The following is a 17,480-nucleotide window of genomic DNA, read 5'->3' on the forward strand; positions in this document are numbered from 1 at the left end:
GGGGCTCGCCGTCGAGCACGGCGCGGACGTGCACGCCGGCGACCCCGGCGGCCACCGGCGCGCGCAGCCAGAGCGTGACCCGCGCGCCGAGCCCGGGCCGCTGGTCGGAGACGTAGAGGGCGGACCCGTCGTGATGAGGCTCCCCGAGGTGACGCACTGTGCTCATCTATCCCTTGACGGCGCCGGCGGTCAGGCCGGAGACGATGTACTTCTGCAACCACAGGAACACGCCGACCGTGGGCACGGCGGTGATCAGCGTGGCCGCGGCGAACATGCCGAAGTTCGTGTTCCGGTGATCCCCCGCGATCATGCCGTACATGCCGACCGCGAGCGTCTTGCTCTCCGGATCGCGCAGGAACACGCTCGCCATCAGGAACTCGCTCATCGTGCCGATGAACGCCAGCAGCGCGGTGACCGCGAGGATCGGCGTGACCAGCGGCATGATGATGCGCCAGAAGATCTGGGCGTGGGTGGCGCCGTCCATGGTGGCGGCCTCGTCCAGCTCCTTGGGGACGGTGTCGAGGAAGCCCTTCATCAGCCAGGTGTTCACGCCGAGCGCGCCGCCGAGGTAGAGCAGCAGCAGGCCCCAGACGGTGTCGAAGCCGAAGGCCGGGTAGAGCTCGGTCACCCTGGTGAAGATCATGAAGATCGTCACGATGGCCAGGAACTGCGGGAACATCTGGATGAGCAGCAGCGCCAGCAGCCCGGTCCTGCGGCCGGCGAAGCGCATGCGGCTGAAGGCGTACGCGGCCATCATCGACAGCACCAGGCTGGCGAACGACGAGGCGAGCGCGATGAACACCGAGTTGAAGAACCAGCGCTTGAAGGGGTAGGCGTCGGAGGTCAGCAGGTCGCCGAAGTTGTCGAGGCCGGCCCCGGTGGGGAACAGCTCGGTCGAGGCCAGCGTGCCCAGCGGGTTGATCGCGGCCGAGACCACGAACAGGATCGGGAACACCGCGAACGCGCACACGGCCAGCACGAAGACGTGCCGCAGGGCGAGCTTCACGCGTAGACCTCCTCCTGCTTGCGGGTACGCCGGAAGGCAACGGCCGAGATGACGGCCACGATGGCGAAGATGAACACCGAGATCGCCGCCGCGAAGCCGAACTGCGCGCCGCTCGGCCCGAACGCCAGCCTGAAGGTGTAGGTGATGAGCAGGTCGGTGCCGCCGACCTGCGGGCTCTCCGCCGGGAACGGCCCGCCGTCGGTGGTCAGCGCGATGGCGTTGAAGTTGTTGAAGTTGAAGGCGAACGACGAGATCAGCAGCGGCGTGAGCGCGACGAGCAGCAGCGGCAGCGTGACCCGGCGGAACGCCTTCCACGGGGTGGCGCCGTCGATGGCGGCGGCCTCGGTCAGCTCGCGCGGGATGGCCTGCAGCGCGCCGGTGGTGACGAGGAACATGTAGGGGAAGCCGAGCCACAGGTTGACCAGCACCACGCCGAGCCTGGCGGTCCCCGTCTGGCCCAGCCAGTCGATCTCGGCCCCGAGCAGCTGGTTGATCAGGCCGAAGTCGCGGTTGAACATGTCACGCCAGACCATCAGCATCGCGAAGGCGGGCATCGCGTACGGCAGGATCAGCACGATCCGGTAGACACGGGTGCCGCGCATGCGCGGGTGGTGCAGGGCCAGGGCGACCGACATGCCGAGCGCGAACGTGCCGAGCACCGAGGCGAGGGCGAAGACGAGGTTCCAGCCCAGCACGCCGGCGAAATAGCCGGAGATGGTGGGGTTGGTGAGCACCCGCAGGAAGTTGTCCAGGCCGACGTTGACCTGCCAGCCCTGGGCCAGGTGCTCGCCCTGGGCGTTGACGAAGTAGCCCTGCGACTCGTCGGCCGTCCAGGGGCCGCCGTCGCCGCGTACGCAGTCGCAGGCGGCGTCGTACACCAGGGCGGCCTTGCCCTCGACGGCGCGGCTGAGCCCGTTCGCCTTGATGAGGCCGTCACCGGTGGGCACGGCCAGCGCCGTGATCTCGGGCCCGCGCGCGGCGGCCTCGGGCGCCTTGAGCACGGTGAGCCCCGGCGCGGCGAGCACCTTGCCGGTCACGCCGAGCCGCGCACCGGCCAGCGGTCCGACGCCGGCCTGCGTGCCCAGCGAGACCTGCTTGGTGTCCGGGTCCACGAGCAGGAACACCAGTTCCTCGCCGCGCAGGGCGACGGTGAGCGTGTACTCCGGCGAGCCGGGCGCCTGGCGGACCGAGCCGGTCTGGATGGCCTCGATGGCGGCGGCCTTGTCGCCGCGGTGCCCGTCACCGAAGTTCGTGAACGCCGTGGTCACCGTGTAGAGCACGGGGAACACCTGGAAGGCGAGGAGGAAGACGGTGCCGGGGATGAGGTACTTGGCCGGGATGAAGCGCCGGGTCAGATAGAGGCAGGCGATGACCGCGGTGGCGGCGCCGAGCAGCGTCAGTGACACCCACGACCCGGTGGCCACCAGCGGCGGCACGGCGTAGAGCAGGATCGCGCCGGCCACGGCCAGCACCGCGATCCTGCTCACCACGAACGCCGTGCTCCGCTCCCCGCGCGGCCGTGCCGCCGCGCGCACGTGCGAAGGCATGAGCGGTCAGTTCTTGAGCGCGCCGTCGATGGCCTTCTGCGCCGACGCGGCGGCCTTGGCCGCGTCGCCGCCCTTGACCACGGCCGTCTCGGCGATGCCGAACGGCTCCCAGATGGCGGCCATCGCGGGGATGGCGGGCATCGGCAGGCCGTCCTTGCCGGCCTCCATGAACTTGGCGGCGTCGGGGTCGCTCGCCTGGACCTCCTCCAGCGCGGCGGTCAGCGCCGGGGGCCTGGGGTCGGCCTCGTACAGCGCCTTGGCGACGTCCTTGCTGGTCACGTAGTTGGCGACGAACTCCTGCGCCAGCGCCTTGCTCTTGCCCTTCGATGCGACGAAGAAGCTCTGCACGCCCACGAACGGGGTGGCGGGCCGGCCGCCCTCGAACGGCGGGACGGCGCTGATGTCGTAGGTGACGCCGCCCTTCTTGATCTCGCTGATGGCCCACGGGCCGGAGACGAGGAAGGCGCACTTCCCTGAGGCGAAGGTGGGGATGTAGTTCTCGTTGGTCAGGGACGTGCGCAGCGCGCCCTCGCCCTTCTCGCCGAGGTCCTTCAGCTTGCCGAACGCCTCGACCGAGCCCTCCGAGCCGAGCAGCACCTGCTTGGGGTCGGGGTCGCCGGAGGCGGTCGTGCCGAACAGCGCCCCGCCGCCCGAGGCGAAGATCGGGTAGACGTGGAAGGCGTCGCCCTTCTGGCCGACCGGCAGGCAGAGCACCTCCTTGACCTTGCCGTCCTTCTTGAGCGCCTTGCCCTTGGCGATCATGTCCTCGATCGTCGCCGGAGCGTCGGGGGCGAGGTCGGTGTTGCGGATCAGGGCGATGTTCTCCACCGCGTACGGGGCTCCGTAGATCTGCCCGTCGAAGGTGACCGCCTGGATCGCCTTCGGGGAGAAGGCGGCCTTCTGCTCCTCGGTGAGCGTGACCGGGTCGATGGCGCCGTTCTGCACGAGGTTGCCGATCCAGTCGTGCGCGCCGATCATGATGTCCGGGCCGCTGCCCTGCTGCGAGGCGGTCAGGAAGGTCGTCTGGTTGTCCTTGCTGATCTCCTTGACCTCGACGGTCACGCCGTTCTCGGCGCCGAACTGCTCGGCGAACGGCTTGAGCGGCTCGACCCTGCTGGGGTCGGCCCAGATCACGAGCGTGCCGCCCGCAGCCGCGGGGGCCGAAGAAGGCGCGGACGACGGCGCCGCCGTACCGTCGGCGGGGGTCTGCGGCGACGATCCGCCGCACGCGGTCGCCGCGAACGCGAGAGTCGCGAGAGCTGCCACACCCAGAGCCCGGATGTGCATGGGGGGACCTCCTGAGGTCACGGAGGAACGGCGATGCGTCGTTGCACCGCCGCCGATATTGGCTCGACGTTTCCGGGACGTTAGCCGCTCTTTGCAAAAAGTGGAAGAACTTGCGCAAGAGCGTTACCTGATCAACACCAGCACCATCAGTCCTGACCTGCTCGACACCCGGCCACCACGCTGCAGGATGGATCTGCAAGTTTCCGAAACTTGCACTTGACCTCATCCCACGAATCGGACATCCTTCACCAGAACCACACCGATATCCGGATCATCCGGGAAGGACGCACATGCTCGGCAACGACGACTGGTGGCGGGACGCCGTCGTGTACCAGGTCTACCCCCGAAGCTTCGCCGACGCCAACGGTGACGGCGTCGGGGATCTCGCGGGCGTCCGCGAGCGCCTCGACTACCTGGCGGAGCTGGGCGTGGACGCCATCTGGCTGAGCCCGTTCTACACCTCCCCGATGGCCGACGGCGGCTACGACGTCGCCGACTACCGCGACGTGGACCCGATGTTCGGCACGCTCGCCGACTTCGACGCGCTGACGGCCGACGCGCACGCCAAGGGCATCAGGGTCATCGTGGACCTGGTCCCCAACCACTCCTCCGACCAGCACCCCTGGTTCAAGGCCGGGCTGCGCGACCGCTACATCTTCCGCGACGCGCCCAACGACTGGGAGTCGATCTTCGGCGGCCCCGCATGGACGCAGGTCGAGGACGGCTCGTGGTACCTCCACCTGTTCGCGCCCGAGCAGCCCGACCTCAACTGGGAGAACCCCGAGGTACGCGCCGAGTTCCGCGACATCCTGCGCTTCTGGCTCGACCGGGGCGTGGACGGCTTCCGCATCGACGTGGCGCACGGCATGATCAAGGCGGCCGGCCTGCCCGACGTGGGCAAGAAGGACGGCCCGCAGGCCGAGATGCTGGGCGACGAGCAGGTGCCGTACTTCGACCAGGACGGCGTGCACGACATCTACCGCGAGTGGCGGCCGATCCTCGACTCCTACCCCGGCGGGCGCATGGCGGTGGCCGAGGCGTGGGTGTCCTCCCCCGAGCGGCTGGCCCGTTACGTCGGGCCCGACGAGCTGCACCAGGCCTTCAACTTCGAGTTCATGATGGCCGACTTCCACGCCAAGTCGTTCCGTTCCGTCATCGAGAAGTCGCTCGCCGAGGCCGAGCTGGTCGGCGCGCCCACCACCTGGGTGCTGTCCAACCACGACAAGCCGCGCCACGTCACCCGGCACGGCTCGCCGGCCCGCGCCCGCGCGGCCACCCTGCTCATGCTGGCGCTGCCCGGCTCCGCCTACCTCTACAACGGCGAGGAGCTGGGCCTGCCCGAGGTGCTCGACCTGCCGGACGAGCTGCGCCAGGACCCGGCGTTCCTGCGGCGCGGCGAGAGCCGCGACGGCTGCCGGGTGCCGCTGCCGTGGACGTCGTCGGAGGGGCTCGGCTGGCGGAACCCGTGGCTGCCGATCCCGGCCGAGTGGGCGGCGCTGTCGGCCGAGGCGCAGCACGACGACCCCGCCTCGACACTGAACCTCTACCGCGCCGCGCTGCGGCTGCGCAGGCAGCACCCGGCGCTCGGCGGCGGCACGCTGACCTGGCTCGACTCGCCCGAGGACGTGCTGGTCATCGAGCGCGAGCCCGGCCTGGTCGTGGTGCTCAACACCGGTGACGAGCCGGTGCGCCCCGGCATCGCGGGCGAGGTGCTGCTGTCCAGCGGCCCCCTGCCGGACGACGGCGCCGTCCCGCCGGACACCACGGTGTGGCTGCAGCGCTGAGGCTTGCCTAATCTTTTCCCTTATACGGTATATAAGCGACAAAACACTGCAATCACGCTCGGTAGCCTCGGGGGATGGCACCCTGGTGGGCCAGGTCCCTGCGCGGACGCGTCACTCTCATCGCGACGGCCGTAGCCGCCCTCGTGCTGGTCCCTGTGGCCGTCGCGGGGATCATGGTCGCGAGGACCCTCGTGAGCGCGAGCGTCTTCAACGACACGAGGAACACCGCCGAACGCATCGCCTCCGAGATGCGCGGCGGTGTTCTGCCGCTGGGCGCCGCCATCCCGGTGCCCGACCCGTCCGTGGACCTGATCCAGGTGGTGAGCGCCGACGGGCGGCTGCTGGGGGCCAGCGACGGGGCCAGGGCGCTGCCGCTGCTCGATGACGTCAGGCCCACCGGCGCCGGCCAGGTCATCAACACCACGACCTGCCTGCCCACCGAATGCGTCCACGTGTCGGCGGTGCGAGTGTCGATGTTCCCCGACTCCCCCGTCGTCTATGCCGGACGCAGCTCGCCCGACGTGCTGCAGACCCGCACGCTGGAGATCGTCGTGTTCATCGAGGTCGCCATGCTCATCGCCCTGGCGGGCTGGTCCACGTGGCTGGTCACCGGGCGGGCGCTGCGGCCGGTCGGCACCATGCGCGCCGAGCTGGACGCCGTGCACGCCGGCGACCTGAGCCGCCGCGTCACCCAGCCGCCGGGCGACGACGAGGTGGCCCTGCTCGCCCGCTCCGTCAACGGCACTCTGGCCCGGCTGGAACGCTCGGCCGAGCAGCAGCGCCAGTTCGCCTCCGACGCCTCCCACGAGCTGCGCACCCCGATCGCCGGGCTGCGCGCCCAGCTGGAGAGCGCCCAGCTCTATCCGGACGACACCGACATGGAGGCGCTGGTCGAGAGCGCCCTGCGCGACACCGACCGGCTGGAGACCATCATCACCGACCTGCTGCTGCTGGCCAGGATCGGCTCCCGGGTGGACATCGTCAAGGAACGCCTCGACCTGGCCTGCCTGGTGCGGCAGGAGCTGGCCACCCGCAACGACAAGATCCCCGTGCAGGTGGACCTGGCGGAGGGCGCGTACGTGGAGGGCGTGCGGACGCAGCTCGCCAGGGTGCTGACGAACCTGCTGGACAACGCCCAGCGCTACGCCGAGCAGACCGTCCTGGTCACCGTGCACGCGGAGCCGGACAGGACGGCCAACGGCTCCGACCACCACGCCCTGGTGGTGCTGAGCGTGGAGAACGACGGCATCGAGATCCCCCTGCACGACCGCGAGCGCATCTTCGAGCGCTTCACCCGCCTCGACACCGCCCGCAGCCGTGACACGGGCGGCGCCGGGCTGGGGCTGGCCATCGCGCGCGACGTGGCCGTGGCGCACGGCGGCACGATCTGCGTCGAGGACCGCCCGGGCGGCGCCCGCTTCGTGCTGCGCCTGCCGTCGGCATGAGCGGGCCGGCAGGCCGTGACGTCACCCCGGCGTCTCCCGGCCGCATGACCGAGGCGGCGACGTCACGCCGGCGCCTCCCGGCCGCGCGGGCGGCGGGAGGCGCTGATGGCGTGCCGTCAGGTGGTCGAGAGTTCCTTGGCGGGCTCGCGGCCATCCGAGTCGCCCCCGGAGCCGCCGTCGGAGTCGCCGTCGGAGTCGCCGTCGGAGTCGCCGTCGTCCAGGAGCGTGGCCTCGTCGAACGGGGCCTGCCCGGCCAGCACCTGTCCCGCGCGTTCCCTGTCGAACTCGCCGGTCCAGGTGCCGACGAGCACAGCGGCCACGGCGTTGCCGGCGAAGTTGGTCAGCGCCCTGGCCTCCGACATGAACCGGTCGATGCCGACGATGAGGCCGACGCCGTCCACCAGCTCGGGCCGGTGTGCCTGCAGGCCGCCGGCCAGCGTGGCGAGCCCCGCCCCGGTGACGCCCGCCGCGCCCTTGGACGCGATCATCATGAACAGCAGCAGCGTGACCTGCTCGCCGAACCCGAGCGGCGACCCGGTGGCCGTGGCGATGAACAGGGTGGCCATGGTGAGGTAGATCGCGGTGCCGTCGAGGTTGAAGGAGTAGCCGGTCGGCACGGTGATGCCGGCCACGGTCCTGCTGACGCCGAGGTGCTCCATCTTGGCGATGAGCCGGGGCAGCGCCGTCTCCGACGACGAGGTGGACAGGATCAGCAGGAACTCCCGGCCGAGGTAGCGCAGCAGCGACCACAGGTTGATCCTGGCGACCAGCCACAGGATCGTGCCGAGCACGACGCCGACGAACAGCGCGCAGGTCACGTAGAAGGCGATCATGATGATGGCCAGGCTCTTGAGCGCCTCGAGGCCGGTGTCGCCGACGACCGCCGCGATCGCGCCGAACGCGCCCACCGGCGCCGCCCACATGATCATGGCGAGGATGCGGAAGACCAGCCGCTGGAAGTGCTCGATGCCGCGCAGGATCGGCTCGCCCTTGCGGCCCATGGCCTGCAGCGCGAACCCGGCGAGCAGCGCCACCAGCAGCGCCTGGAGCACCGAGCCCTCGGTGAGCGCCGACACCAGCGTCTTGGGGATGATGCCGAGCAGGAAGTCCACCATGCTCGCGTCGGCGCCCTTGGCCGCCTCCGCCTCGGCCCGCTCCCTGGCCGCGTCGGTGAGCTGCAGGCCGGAGCCGGGGTCGATGACGTTGCCGACGGCCAGGCCGATGATCAGCGCGACCGTGGACATGGCGATGAAGTAGCCGAGCGCGAGCCCGCCGACCTTGCCGACCTGGGCGGCCTGGCGTACCGAGCCGATGCCCAGCACGATCGTGCAGAAGATCACGGGCCCGATCACCATCTGGATGAGCGAGACGAACCCCGTGCCGATGGGTTTCAGCTGGACGGCGAGGTCGGGCCAGATGAAGCCGACGAGGATCCCGAGCAGGACCGCCACGATGACGGCCAGGTAGAGATAACGGGTGCGATCGCGCATAGGGGGGTTCTCCGGCGGTTTTGGAACGAGCTTCTGTCCGTGCGACTATGCGCTGCACAAGTGATGCAGGTCACCATTGCGTAAGTTTCGTTCACGGGGAGGGTGGGACATGCGGCGCTGGAGCCTGGCCGGGCAGATGCTGGTGCTGCAGCTGCTCGTGGTGATCGTCACGGCGGCGGGCGGCGCGACGCTCGCCCTCGTGCAGGCCCACCGGCTGCTCACCGACGAGGCGGGCAGCACGGCGAAGGCGGTCGCGGTGAGCGTGGCGGCCTCGCCCGACGTGCTGGCCGCGCTCGACGAACGCGACCCGACGGCGCGGCTGCAGCCGTACGCCGAGCGCGTCCGCACGGCGACGGAGGTCGACTTCATCACGATCATGCGCCCCGACGGCACCCGCTACACCCATCCCAACCCGGCGGAGATCGGCGGGCGCTTCCTCGGCCACATCGAGCCGGCGCTGCGCGGAGAGACGTTCACCGAGACCTACACCGGCACGCTGGGCCCCTCGAAGCGGGTGGTGACGCCGGTGCTGGCCGGCGGCCGGGTGCGGGCTCTGGTCAGCGCCGGCATCACCATCGACCGCATCGACGCCAGGCTGCGCGACCAGCTCGCCTGGGGCGGCCTCATCGTGGCGCTCGCGCTCGGGCTGGGAGCGGCGGGCACGTGGCTGGTGACCGCCCGGCTGCGCCGCCAGACGCACGGACTCGGCCCGGTCGAGCTGGGCCGCATCCACGAGCACCACGACGCCGTGCTGCACGCGGTCAGGGAGGGCCTGCTGCTGGTCGGCAGGGACGGCACGCTGACGTTGTGCAACGACGCGGCCAGGCAGCTGCTGGGCCTGCCCGCCGACGCCGAGGGGCGGCACGTCGCCGAGCTGGGCATGGCGGAGCTGCTGACGGACGACGAGGAGCGCGTGCACCTGGCCGGTGACCGGGTGCTCGCGGTCAACAGCGCGGCCAGCAGGCTCGGCACGGTCGTCACCGTACGCGACCACACCGAGCTGCAGGCGCTGACCGGCCAGCTCGACGCCGAGCGCGGCTTCGCCGACTCGCTGCGCTCGGCCGCGCACGAGGCGGCCAACCGGCTGCACACCGTGATCACGCTGGTGGAGCTGGGCCGTACCGAGCAGGCGGTGGCGCTGGGCACGGCGGAGCTGCGGGCCGCTCAGGAGCTGACCGACCGGGTGGTGGGGGCGGTGCGCGAGCCCGTGCTGGCGGCGCTGCTGCTGGGCAAGAGCGCGGTGGCGGCGGAGCGCGGCGCCGAGCTGGTGATCAGCCCGGACAGCGAGCTGGACGACCTGGGCCTCGACCCGCGCGACCTGGTCACGATCGTCGGCAACCTCATCGACAACGCCGTGGACGCGGCGAGCCGGGTGGAGGTGCATCTCAGCGGCGACGAGCGGGGCGTGCTCATCAGGGTGGCCGACGACGGTCCGGGGCTGACCGGCCGGGCCGCGTTCGAGAAGGGCTGGACCACCAAGGGCGACGGCCACGGGCTCGGCCTGGCGCTGGTGGGCCAGGCGGTGCGGCGCCTCGGCGGCACGATCGACGTGGCCGGCTCGGTCTTCACCGTACGGCTGCCGGCGCCGCGGCGGGAGCCGGTGCCGTGACGACGCCGGAACCCGGGCTCATCTCCGTGCTGGTGGTCGAGGACGAGGAGATCACCGCCGAGGCCAACCGCATCTACGTCGAGCGGGTGCCCGGCTTCGAGGTGGCCGGGGTGGTCAGGTCGGGCGGCGAGGCATTGCGCTTCCTGCGCCGCAGGCCGGTCGATCTGATCCTGCTCGACCTCTACCTGCCCGACATGCACGGCCTTGAGGTGTGCCGGGCGGTGCGGGCGGGCGGCCTGCTGTGCGACGTGATCGCGGTGACGTCCGCGCGCGACCTCACCATGGTCCGCTCGGCGGTGTCGCTGGGCATCGTCCAGTACCTGCTCAAGCCGTTCACGTTCGCCGCGCTCGCCGAGAAGCTGACCCGCTACGCCCGCTTCAAGGAAGAGGCCGGGCTGGCGGTCGGGCAGGGCGACGTGGACCGGGTGCTGGGCACGCTGCGCGGCTCGTCCGCCGAGCTGCCCAAGGGGATGGCGCAGGACACCCTCGACGCGGTGGCCGGGCAGCTGCGCGCCCAGGCGGGCGGGGTGGGGGCGCAGGCCGTGGCGGACGCGATCGGGGTGTCCAGGGTGACCGCGCGGCGCTACCTCGAATACCTGGTGGAGCTGGGCGTGGCGGCCCGCGTCCCGCAGTACGGCGGGGTGGGCAGGCCAGAGTTGCTCTACCGGATCCCCACGCAGAGTTCAGGACGGTGACGCCGCCCGTTCAATCCGGCCTTCTAGCTTCTGGGTGCAATCCGATGCACTGAGGAGTCACCTTGCGAGTCCTGGCCGTAGTTCCCGCCCGCGGAGGTTCGGCGGGCGTACCCCTGAAGAACCTCGCCCTGGTCGGGGGCGTTCCGCTGGTCACCAGGGCGGTGCGGGCCTGCCTGCGCGCCGAGTCGATCGACCAGGTGGTGGTGAGCACCGACCACGAGGGGATCGCCGAGACCGCCCGCCAGGCGGGGGCGGTCGTGGTGGAGCGGCCCGCCGAGCTGAGCGGCGCCACCGCCTCCAGCGAGTCGGCGGTGCTGCACGCGCTCGACGCGCTCGGCGCCGAGCCTGAGGTGGTGGTGCTCGTGCAGTGCACGAGCGCGTTCATCGACCCCGCCGACCTGTCGGCGGCGGTGCGCAGGGTGCTCGACGGCGAGGCCGACTCGGTCGTGTCCGGGCTGCCCACGCACGAGTTCCTGTGGACGGCCGGGGGCTCCGGCGTCAACCACGACCCGGCCGTACGGCCGCGCCGGCAGGACCGCGAGCCGCAGTTCCGCGAGAACGGCGCCTTCTACGTCATGCGCACCGCCGGCCTGCGCGAGCACGGCCACCGCTTCTTCGGCACGGTCGCCGTGCAGCCGGTGCCGGCCCGGCACGCCATCGAGGTCGACGACCCCGAGGACCTGGAGCTGGTACGCGCGCTCGCGCCGTTCATCGACCAGCCCGAGCCGATCGACGTGGACTGCGTCATCACCGACTTCGACGGCGTGCACACCGACGACCGCGCCTACGTCGACTCCGACGGCCGCGAGATGGTGCTGGTCAGCCGCTCCGACGGGATGGGCGTCTCGCTGCTGAAGCGGTCGGGGGTGAAGGTGCTGGTCATGTCCACCGAACAGAACCCGGTCGTGGCCGCCCGCGCCCGCAAGCTGGGCGTGCCGGTGCTGCAGGGCCTGGCCGACAAGCGCACGGTGCTGCGCGACTGGCTGAGCATCGAGGGCCTCGACCCGGCGCGGGTGGCGTACGTCGGCAACGACGTCAACGACCTCGGCCCGATGGCGGAGGTCGGCTGGCCGATCGCCACGCCCGACGCGCACCCGAGGGTGCGTGCCGCCGCCCGCGTCGTGCTGACCAGGCCCGGCGGGTCGGGCGCGGTGCGCGAGCTGTGCGACAGGGTGGTGGCCGCCCGGCCGGAGCCGCCCACCGCCGAGGCGCGCGTCAGGCCGCACTTCGGTCCCGTCGCGATCGGGGACGTGCTGGTCGGCGACGGCGAGCCGGTGTACGTCATCGGCGAGATCGGCATCAACCACAACGGCGACCTCGACCTGGCCAGGCGGCTCATCGACGTGGCCGCCGACGCGGGGTGCCAGGCGGTCAAGTTCCAGAAGCGCACCCCGGCGATCTGCGTGCCCGAGGAGCAGAAGGGGCAGATCCGGCAGACGCCGTGGGGCGAGATGACGTACCTGGAGTACAAGGAGCGCACCGAGTTCGGCCGGGACGAGTACGCGCAGATCGCGAAGCACTGCGACGAGCGGGGGCTGCACTGGTTCGCCTCGCCGTGGGACGTGCCGTCGGTGGAGTTCCTGGAGGAGATGGACGTCCTGGTGCACAAGGTGGCCTCGGCCGGCGTGGCCGACCACGAGCTGCTGCGGGCGCTCGCGGCCACCGGCAAGCCGGTCATCCTGTCGACCGGCATGTCCACGCTCGCGGAGATCGACGCGGCCGTGGAGATCCTCGGCACCGAGAAGCTGATCATGATGCACGCGACGTCCACGTACCCGCTGCCGCCCGAGGAGGCGAACCTGCGCACGATCACCACGCTCAAGGAGCGGTACGGCGTGCCGGTCGGCTACTCGGGGCATGAGCGCGGCCTGCAGATCTCGCTGGCGGCGGTCACGCTGGGCGCGGTCTGCGTGGAGCGGCACATCACGCTCGACCGGACGATGTGGGGCTCCGACCACGCCGCCTCGCTGGAGCCGGCCGGGCTGGAGCACCTGGTCCGCGACATCCGCATCATCGAGCAGGCCCTGGGCGACGGCGTCAAGCGCGTCTTCCCCGGCGAGGAGGCCCCTAAGGCCCGCCTGCGCCGCGTAACCGTCTGACCCGGCGCCGTCTGACCCGGCGCCGTCTGAGACGGGTGCCGTCTGAGCCCCCGAACCGACGGCCACCGACACCCCCTCCCACCCCCTCCCACCCTCCAGCAGGAGACCAGCCGCTTTGATCACGCTCTCGGTCGTCGTGCCGGTGCGGGACGGTGAGCGCTTCATCGCCGACGCGCTCACCTCCCTGTGCCGCAACGCCGCCCCCGGCTTCGAGTTCATCGTCGTGGACGACGGGTCCGCGGACGCCACGGCGGACATCGTCGCCGGCTTCGCCGACGACCTGCCGGGCCTGACCGTGCTGCGCAACCCGGAGCCGCTGGGCCTCGCGGACGCACGGAACGCGGGCCTGGCGGCGGCGGGAGGCCGGTACGTCACGTTCATGGACGGCGACGACTGGCTGGCCCCCGGCCACCTGGCCCGGCTCGTCGCCGCGATCGACGGGCTCGGCTGCGACTTCGTCCGCACCGACCACGTGCAGGCGGAGGGCCGCAAGCGGGTCGTGCACCGCGCCCCGCTGGCGCGGCGGGGCGCGGTGCTCGACCCTCGCGAGGCGATCCTGCCCGCGGGGGTGCGCACGATGGTCGACTACCCGTACGCCTGGGCGGGCGTCTACCGTCGCTCGCTCGGCGACCTGCTGCACTTCCCCGGCTCGCTGCACACCGCGGAGGACCGGCCGTGGATCTGGCGGCTGCACCGCGAGGCCGCCTCGTTCGCGGTGGTGCCGCTGGCCGGCCTGTTCTACCGGCGCCTGGTGCCGGGCTCGCTCACGCAGGTGGGCGACGAGCGCCAGCTGCACTTCTTCGACGCGTTCGAGCTGGTGCTGAAGGACCTGGAGCCGGAGTTCCTGCCCAAGGCGGTGCGCAACTTCTGCGCGCTGCTGGCCCACCACCTGAACATCGGCGACCGGTTCACGCCCGAGCTGCGCGCCCGCTTCGAGGAGCGCGGCAGGCACATGCTGCGCACGCTGCCGCAGGAGCAGGTGTCCGAGGCGCTGGCGGGCATGCCGGCCGAGCGCGAGTCCGCCCTGCGGGCCCTGCTGCCCGACCTGGCGCCCGGGACGCGTTTCCGGGTCCGCCGCGACCACGAGGAGCTGTGACGTGCGGGTCTTCTACGCTTCGACGCTGTTCGGCGCCATGTCGCTGGCGGCGGCCATCGACGACGGCCGCTTCGGCGACGGCCGCAGGCTGCTGATCGTCTCCACGAACGCGGCCGTGCCCGAGGTGGCGGCGCCGCTGGACGAGACGCCCGGCTTCGCCGCGCTGCGCTCCCGCTTCGACGAGGTGCGCTCGTGGAACGAGCTGATCGCGCCGCTGCACCCGTCGGACTGGCGGGCCCGCGTCATCGAGGTGCCGATGCTGGAGCGCCTCATCCGCGCCCACTGGGGCCTGGACGGGGTGACGGAGCTGGTGCTGGAGTCGATCGCGGTGCCGCCCGCGCGGACGATCGCCGGGCTGGTGCGCGACTGCCCGATCACCGTCTACTCCGACGGGCTGATGAGCTACGGCCCCACCCGCGACCCGCTGCCCGCCGAGATCTTCCGCCGCGTCACCCGGCTGCTCCACCTCGACCTGGTGCCGGGCCTGACGCCGCTGCTGCTCACCGAGTACGGCGTCGCCCCCGAGACCCTGCCCACCGAGCGTTTCCTCGCGATCGTGGACGAGGTCGCCGCCGCCACCCCGGCCCCTCCTGCCGGACGGGCGATCATCCTCGGCCAGTACCTGTCGGCGCTGGAGATCGTCACGCCCGAGGAGGAGGCCGCGCTGCACGAGACGATGCTGAAGGCGCTGGCCGCCCGCGGCCACACCTCCGTCGTCTTCAAGCCGCACCCGGCCGCCGGGCGCCGGCACGCTCAGCTGCTGCGGGCCGCCGCGGGACCGGCGGGCGTGCGGCTGGAGGTGGCCGGGGAGAGCGTGCCGGCCGAGGCGTGCTTCGCGGCGCTGCGGCCCGAGCTGGTCGTGGGCTGCTTCTCCACGGCCCTGGTGACCGCGTGGCGCTATTACGGGCTGCCGGTGGCCTCGTACGGCACGGAGCTGGTCCTGGAGCGGCTGACCCCGTACGAGAACAGCAACCGCGTGCCCGCCACCATCGTGGACGCGCTGCTGCCGCGCCTGTCGGCGGACGGCGGCGTCGAGCAGCCGCCGGAGACGGACCTGCCGGCGCTGGTGCGCGCGGTCGGCTACTGCATGCAGGCCGACGCCTACCCCGGGCTGCGTCCGGAGGGCGTCGCGTTCGACCCGCGCTACTTCAAGCGCCGCCGCCTGGAGGCCCTCGGCCTGGCCGGACCGCCGCCCGCGGGGGCCCGGCCCGGCACGCTCACCCGCATCCGCAGGAAGATCAGGTCAGCGCTCTGAGGTAGCGGCGCACGCGGCGCTTGGCGCGGTACCCCACCCGCAGCATCTTGGGCGGCACCTCCACGCGGAGCCTCGCCCTGCGCCGCGCCGCCGCGTGCTCGGCCCCGTCGAGCAGCGACCGCGCGGGCGTGCCGGGCCCCGCCTCCACGAGGCCGGCCAGCCGCCCGGCCCAGTCGTCGCGCTCGGCGGGGTGGAAGTAGTTGGCGGCGCACCAGGCGGGCGACGCCGTACGGAAGCCGCCTTCGGCCAGCTCGTCCAGCGTGCCCAGCAGGTCGCTGCCCTCGAACACCAGGTTGATCATCTCGGCGCTGACCCCGAAGTCGCGCAGCACCAGCGACGGCACCCCCATCGCGATGGCCTCCAGCGCGGCCGTCGAGCTGACCGTGACGAACCCGGCCGCCCGCTCCAGCTGCTCCCGCATCGGCCCGGCCGCGAACGTCAGCCGCCCGGGCTCCCCCATCTCGCGCCACAACCGCTGGTACGGCAGCCGCTCGTTGTGCGTCTGCCGCTCGCCGTCGAGGGCGCGCAGCTTGACCACGACCTCCAGGTCAGGCCGGTCGGCCGCCAGCGCGGCCAGCGACAGCAGGATCTGCTCGCGCTGCCGGCGCTCGCGCGGCACCTTGGCCTGGGTGGCGAACACCACCCGGTCGCCGCCGGCGGCGCCCCGCTGGGGCCGCAGGAACGGCAGCCTGGCCAGGCCCACCGCGCCACCGCCGCCGAGCCGGCCGGCGATCGCGGTGAACTCGGCCACCTCACGCTCGCTGTGCACCACGAACAGGTCGCAGCCGCTGCGGAACGTCCACGCCTTCTCCGTGGCGGGCACGGAGATGCCGGGCAGCCCGGAGACGAAGACGGGCCGGGGCCGCAGGCCGTCGAGCACCTCGGCGACCAGCACGTCCACCACCGGGCCCGTACAGGCCACCAGGATCGCGTCGGGCCTGGTGCGCTCGGCCAGCCGCCGCAGCGACCGGGCCGACAGCACCGGCGGCACGGCCCGCTCCCCCACGGCGGCGGCGATCTGCTCAGGCGAGGGCGCGATCGGCGTGCGCACCACGACCAGGTCGGTCACGCACCCGGAAGGCAGGTCGTCGAGCAGGCAGGCCGCCCATTTCAGATACGAGTCGGAGTCGGCGACGGCCAGCACTCTCACCCGGGAACTCCTGTCAAATGCGAGCGCAGGGCGGGCGCCGCCCTGCTGGTCCACCAGTCATCGGGTACGTCCACGGGCTCGACGGCGACGCCGCGCGGGCCGAGCAGCACGCGCAGCGAGGTGATCGCGGTCGAGGGCAGGCTGAGCACGCGCTGGCCCGCGTCGAGGCCGCGCAGCGTCAGCTCGGCCGGCACGCCGCCGTCGTGGACGGTGATGCCGGGACGCTCCCGGATCAGCGCGACGTCCACGGGGTCCTCGCGGCGGTGCGGGTAGTAGGCGAGCGGCTCGCGCGCGGCCAGGTCGGTCAGCCAGCGCAGGTAGTGGTCGCGGCGGACGAGGCCGTTGCGGACGAGCGAGGTGCCGAGCACGACCGTACGCTCGGCGGGCCCCTCGGAGCTGGGCGGCTGCGCGCGCAGCCAGGCGAAGTCGTGGCGGACGAGATGCACGCCGGCTTCCCGTACGGCTTCGGCGAGCCGGTCGTCCACGGGCAGGGCGGTGAAGACCGACACCTCGCTCAGCCGCAGCCGCAGCGCGGCGGCCAGGCCCAGCACGGCACGCAGCCGTCCACCCTCGGAGCGGGCCCGCAGCAGCGGCCGGTACGGCCCGGCGGCCAGCAGTTCGAGCAGCCGCAGCGTGGCCAGCCCGTCGTCCACCACGACGACGCGTCCCGGCCTGGACAGCAGCCAGCGCAGCTGCACCCGTCCCGAGAAGGCGTCGCCCACCGCCAGCGCGCGACGCGGCATGCGCTCACGCGGCTCGGCCAGCTCCAGCCCGCCGGGCAGCGCCATCGAGCGCAGCTCGCGCCGGGTGGCCTTGAGCGGGCGCAGACCGGCGCGCGGCACGACCGCCGTGGCCGGGCCGAGGAGCCCGGCGTGGTGGGCCTCGACGGCGCACAGCATCTGGAGCGGTGACTCCACCCAGGCCGACGCCTGTTCGACCACTCCTGCCCTCCCAGGTGATGGGCCGTTCACGACCGCTTCAAGCTAGCCCGCCCGGCTTAAGCCGCCAGGAACGCGG

The 17,480-nt window shown here is 72.3% G+C and carries 13 protein-coding genes; 7 read left to right on the forward strand and 6 right to left on the reverse strand.

Annotated features, from left to right (window positions below; translation table 11 throughout):
* Nucleotides 1-166: 166 nt before the first annotated feature.
* From ABZW11_RS38635 to ABZW11_RS38645, 3 genes are read right to left on the reverse strand one after another with little or no spacing between them, the layout of a single operon-like run.
* Entirely contained in the window at nt 167-1,006 is an 840-nt protein-coding gene (locus ABZW11_RS38635; protein ID WP_355428805.1) for a sugar ABC transporter permease, read from the reverse strand.
* The gene (locus ABZW11_RS38640; protein WP_355428808.1) at nt 1,003-2,553 is read right to left on the reverse strand and encodes an ABC transporter permease subunit; all 1,551 of its coding nucleotides are present in this window, start codon (nt 2,551-2,553) and stop codon (nt 1,003-1,005) included. The genes ABZW11_RS38635 and ABZW11_RS38640 overlap by 4 nt, the downstream gene beginning before the upstream one ends.
* A 6-nt stretch (nt 2,554-2,559) precedes the next feature.
* Nucleotides 2,560-3,840 (reverse strand): maltose ABC transporter substrate-binding protein, encoded by a 1,281-nt coding sequence (locus ABZW11_RS38645; protein ID WP_355428811.1) that lies wholly within the window; start codon nt 3,838-3,840, stop codon nt 2,560-2,562.
* Between the two features lie 290 nt (nt 3,841-4,130).
* Here ABZW11_RS38645 and ABZW11_RS38650 point away from each other — a divergent pair, with 290 nt between their 5' ends.
* Both ABZW11_RS38650 and ABZW11_RS38655 read left to right on the forward strand, forming a co-directional pair.
* On the forward strand, nt 4,131-5,624 hold the full coding sequence (locus ABZW11_RS38650; RefSeq protein WP_355428814.1) for a glycoside hydrolase family 13 protein: 1,494 nt from the start codon (nt 4,131-4,133) through the stop codon (nt 5,622-5,624).
* Nucleotides 5,625-5,698: 74 nt separating this feature from the next.
* Nucleotides 5,699-7,069: a HAMP domain-containing sensor histidine kinase gene (locus ABZW11_RS38655; RefSeq protein WP_355428817.1), complete on the forward strand. Its 1,371-nt coding sequence runs from the start codon at nt 5,699-5,701 to the stop codon at nt 7,067-7,069.
* A gap of 116 nt (nt 7,070-7,185) precedes the next feature.
* Here ABZW11_RS38655 and ABZW11_RS38660 read toward each other — a convergent pair whose 3' ends face one another.
* The gene (locus tag ABZW11_RS38660; protein WP_355428820.1) at nt 7,186-8,559 is read right to left on the reverse strand and encodes a cation:dicarboxylase symporter family transporter; all 1,374 of its coding nucleotides are present in this window, start codon (nt 8,557-8,559) and stop codon (nt 7,186-7,188) included.
* A 109-nt stretch (nt 8,560-8,668) separates the two neighbouring features.
* Between ABZW11_RS38660 and ABZW11_RS38665 the strand changes: the two genes are divergently transcribed.
* From ABZW11_RS38665 to ABZW11_RS38685, 5 genes are all read left to right on the forward strand, one after another.
* The gene (locus ABZW11_RS38665) at nt 8,669-10,168 is read left to right on the forward strand and encodes a sensor histidine kinase (RefSeq protein WP_355428823.1); all 1,500 of its coding nucleotides are present in this window, start codon (nt 8,669-8,671) and stop codon (nt 10,166-10,168) included.
* Nucleotides 10,165-10,863 carry a response regulator gene (locus tag ABZW11_RS38670; protein WP_355428826.1) on the forward strand — a complete coding sequence of 233 codons (699 nt, stop codon included), beginning with the start codon at nt 10,165-10,167 and terminating at the stop codon, nt 10,861-10,863. The genes ABZW11_RS38665 and ABZW11_RS38670 overlap by 4 nt, the downstream gene beginning before the upstream one ends.
* Before the next feature lie 62 nt (nt 10,864-10,925).
* Nucleotides 10,926-12,962 (forward strand): N-acetylneuraminate synthase family protein, encoded by a 2,037-nt coding sequence (locus tag ABZW11_RS38675; RefSeq protein ID WP_355428829.1) that lies wholly within the window; start codon nt 10,926-10,928, stop codon nt 12,960-12,962.
* Nucleotides 12,963-13,077: 115 nt separating this feature from the next.
* Nucleotides 13,078-14,058, forward strand: a complete 981-nt coding sequence (locus ABZW11_RS38680; protein ID WP_355428832.1) for a glycosyltransferase family 2 protein — start codon at nt 13,078-13,080, stop codon at nt 14,056-14,058.
* 1 nt (nt 14,059) lies between these two features.
* On the forward strand, nt 14,060-15,313 hold the full coding sequence (locus ABZW11_RS38685) for a polysialyltransferase family glycosyltransferase (RefSeq protein WP_355428835.1): 1,254 nt from the start codon (nt 14,060-14,062) through the stop codon (nt 15,311-15,313).
* Here the strand turns inward: ABZW11_RS38685 and ABZW11_RS38690 are convergent.
* Together ABZW11_RS38690 and ABZW11_RS38695 are read right to left on the reverse strand one after the other, a co-directional pair.
* A complete protein-coding gene (locus tag ABZW11_RS38690) occupies nt 15,297-16,463 on the reverse strand; it encodes a DUF6716 putative glycosyltransferase (RefSeq protein WP_355428838.1) in 1,167 nt (388 codons plus the stop codon). The two genes, ABZW11_RS38685 and ABZW11_RS38690, sit on opposite strands and share 17 nt — an antisense overlap.
* Complete coding sequence (locus ABZW11_RS38695) at nt 16,460-17,404, reverse strand: hypothetical protein (protein ID WP_355428841.1); 945 nt, start codon at nt 17,402-17,404, stop codon at nt 16,460-16,462. Before ABZW11_RS38695 ends, ABZW11_RS38690 begins: the two co-directional genes overlap by 4 nt.
* Nucleotides 17,405-17,480 lie beyond the last annotated feature (76 nt).

Origin of the sequence: Nonomuraea sp. NPDC004580 (assembly GCF_040609855.1) — a bacterium.
Taxonomy (GTDB): domain Bacteria; phylum Actinomycetota; class Actinomycetes; order Streptosporangiales; family Streptosporangiaceae; genus Nonomuraea; species Nonomuraea salmonea.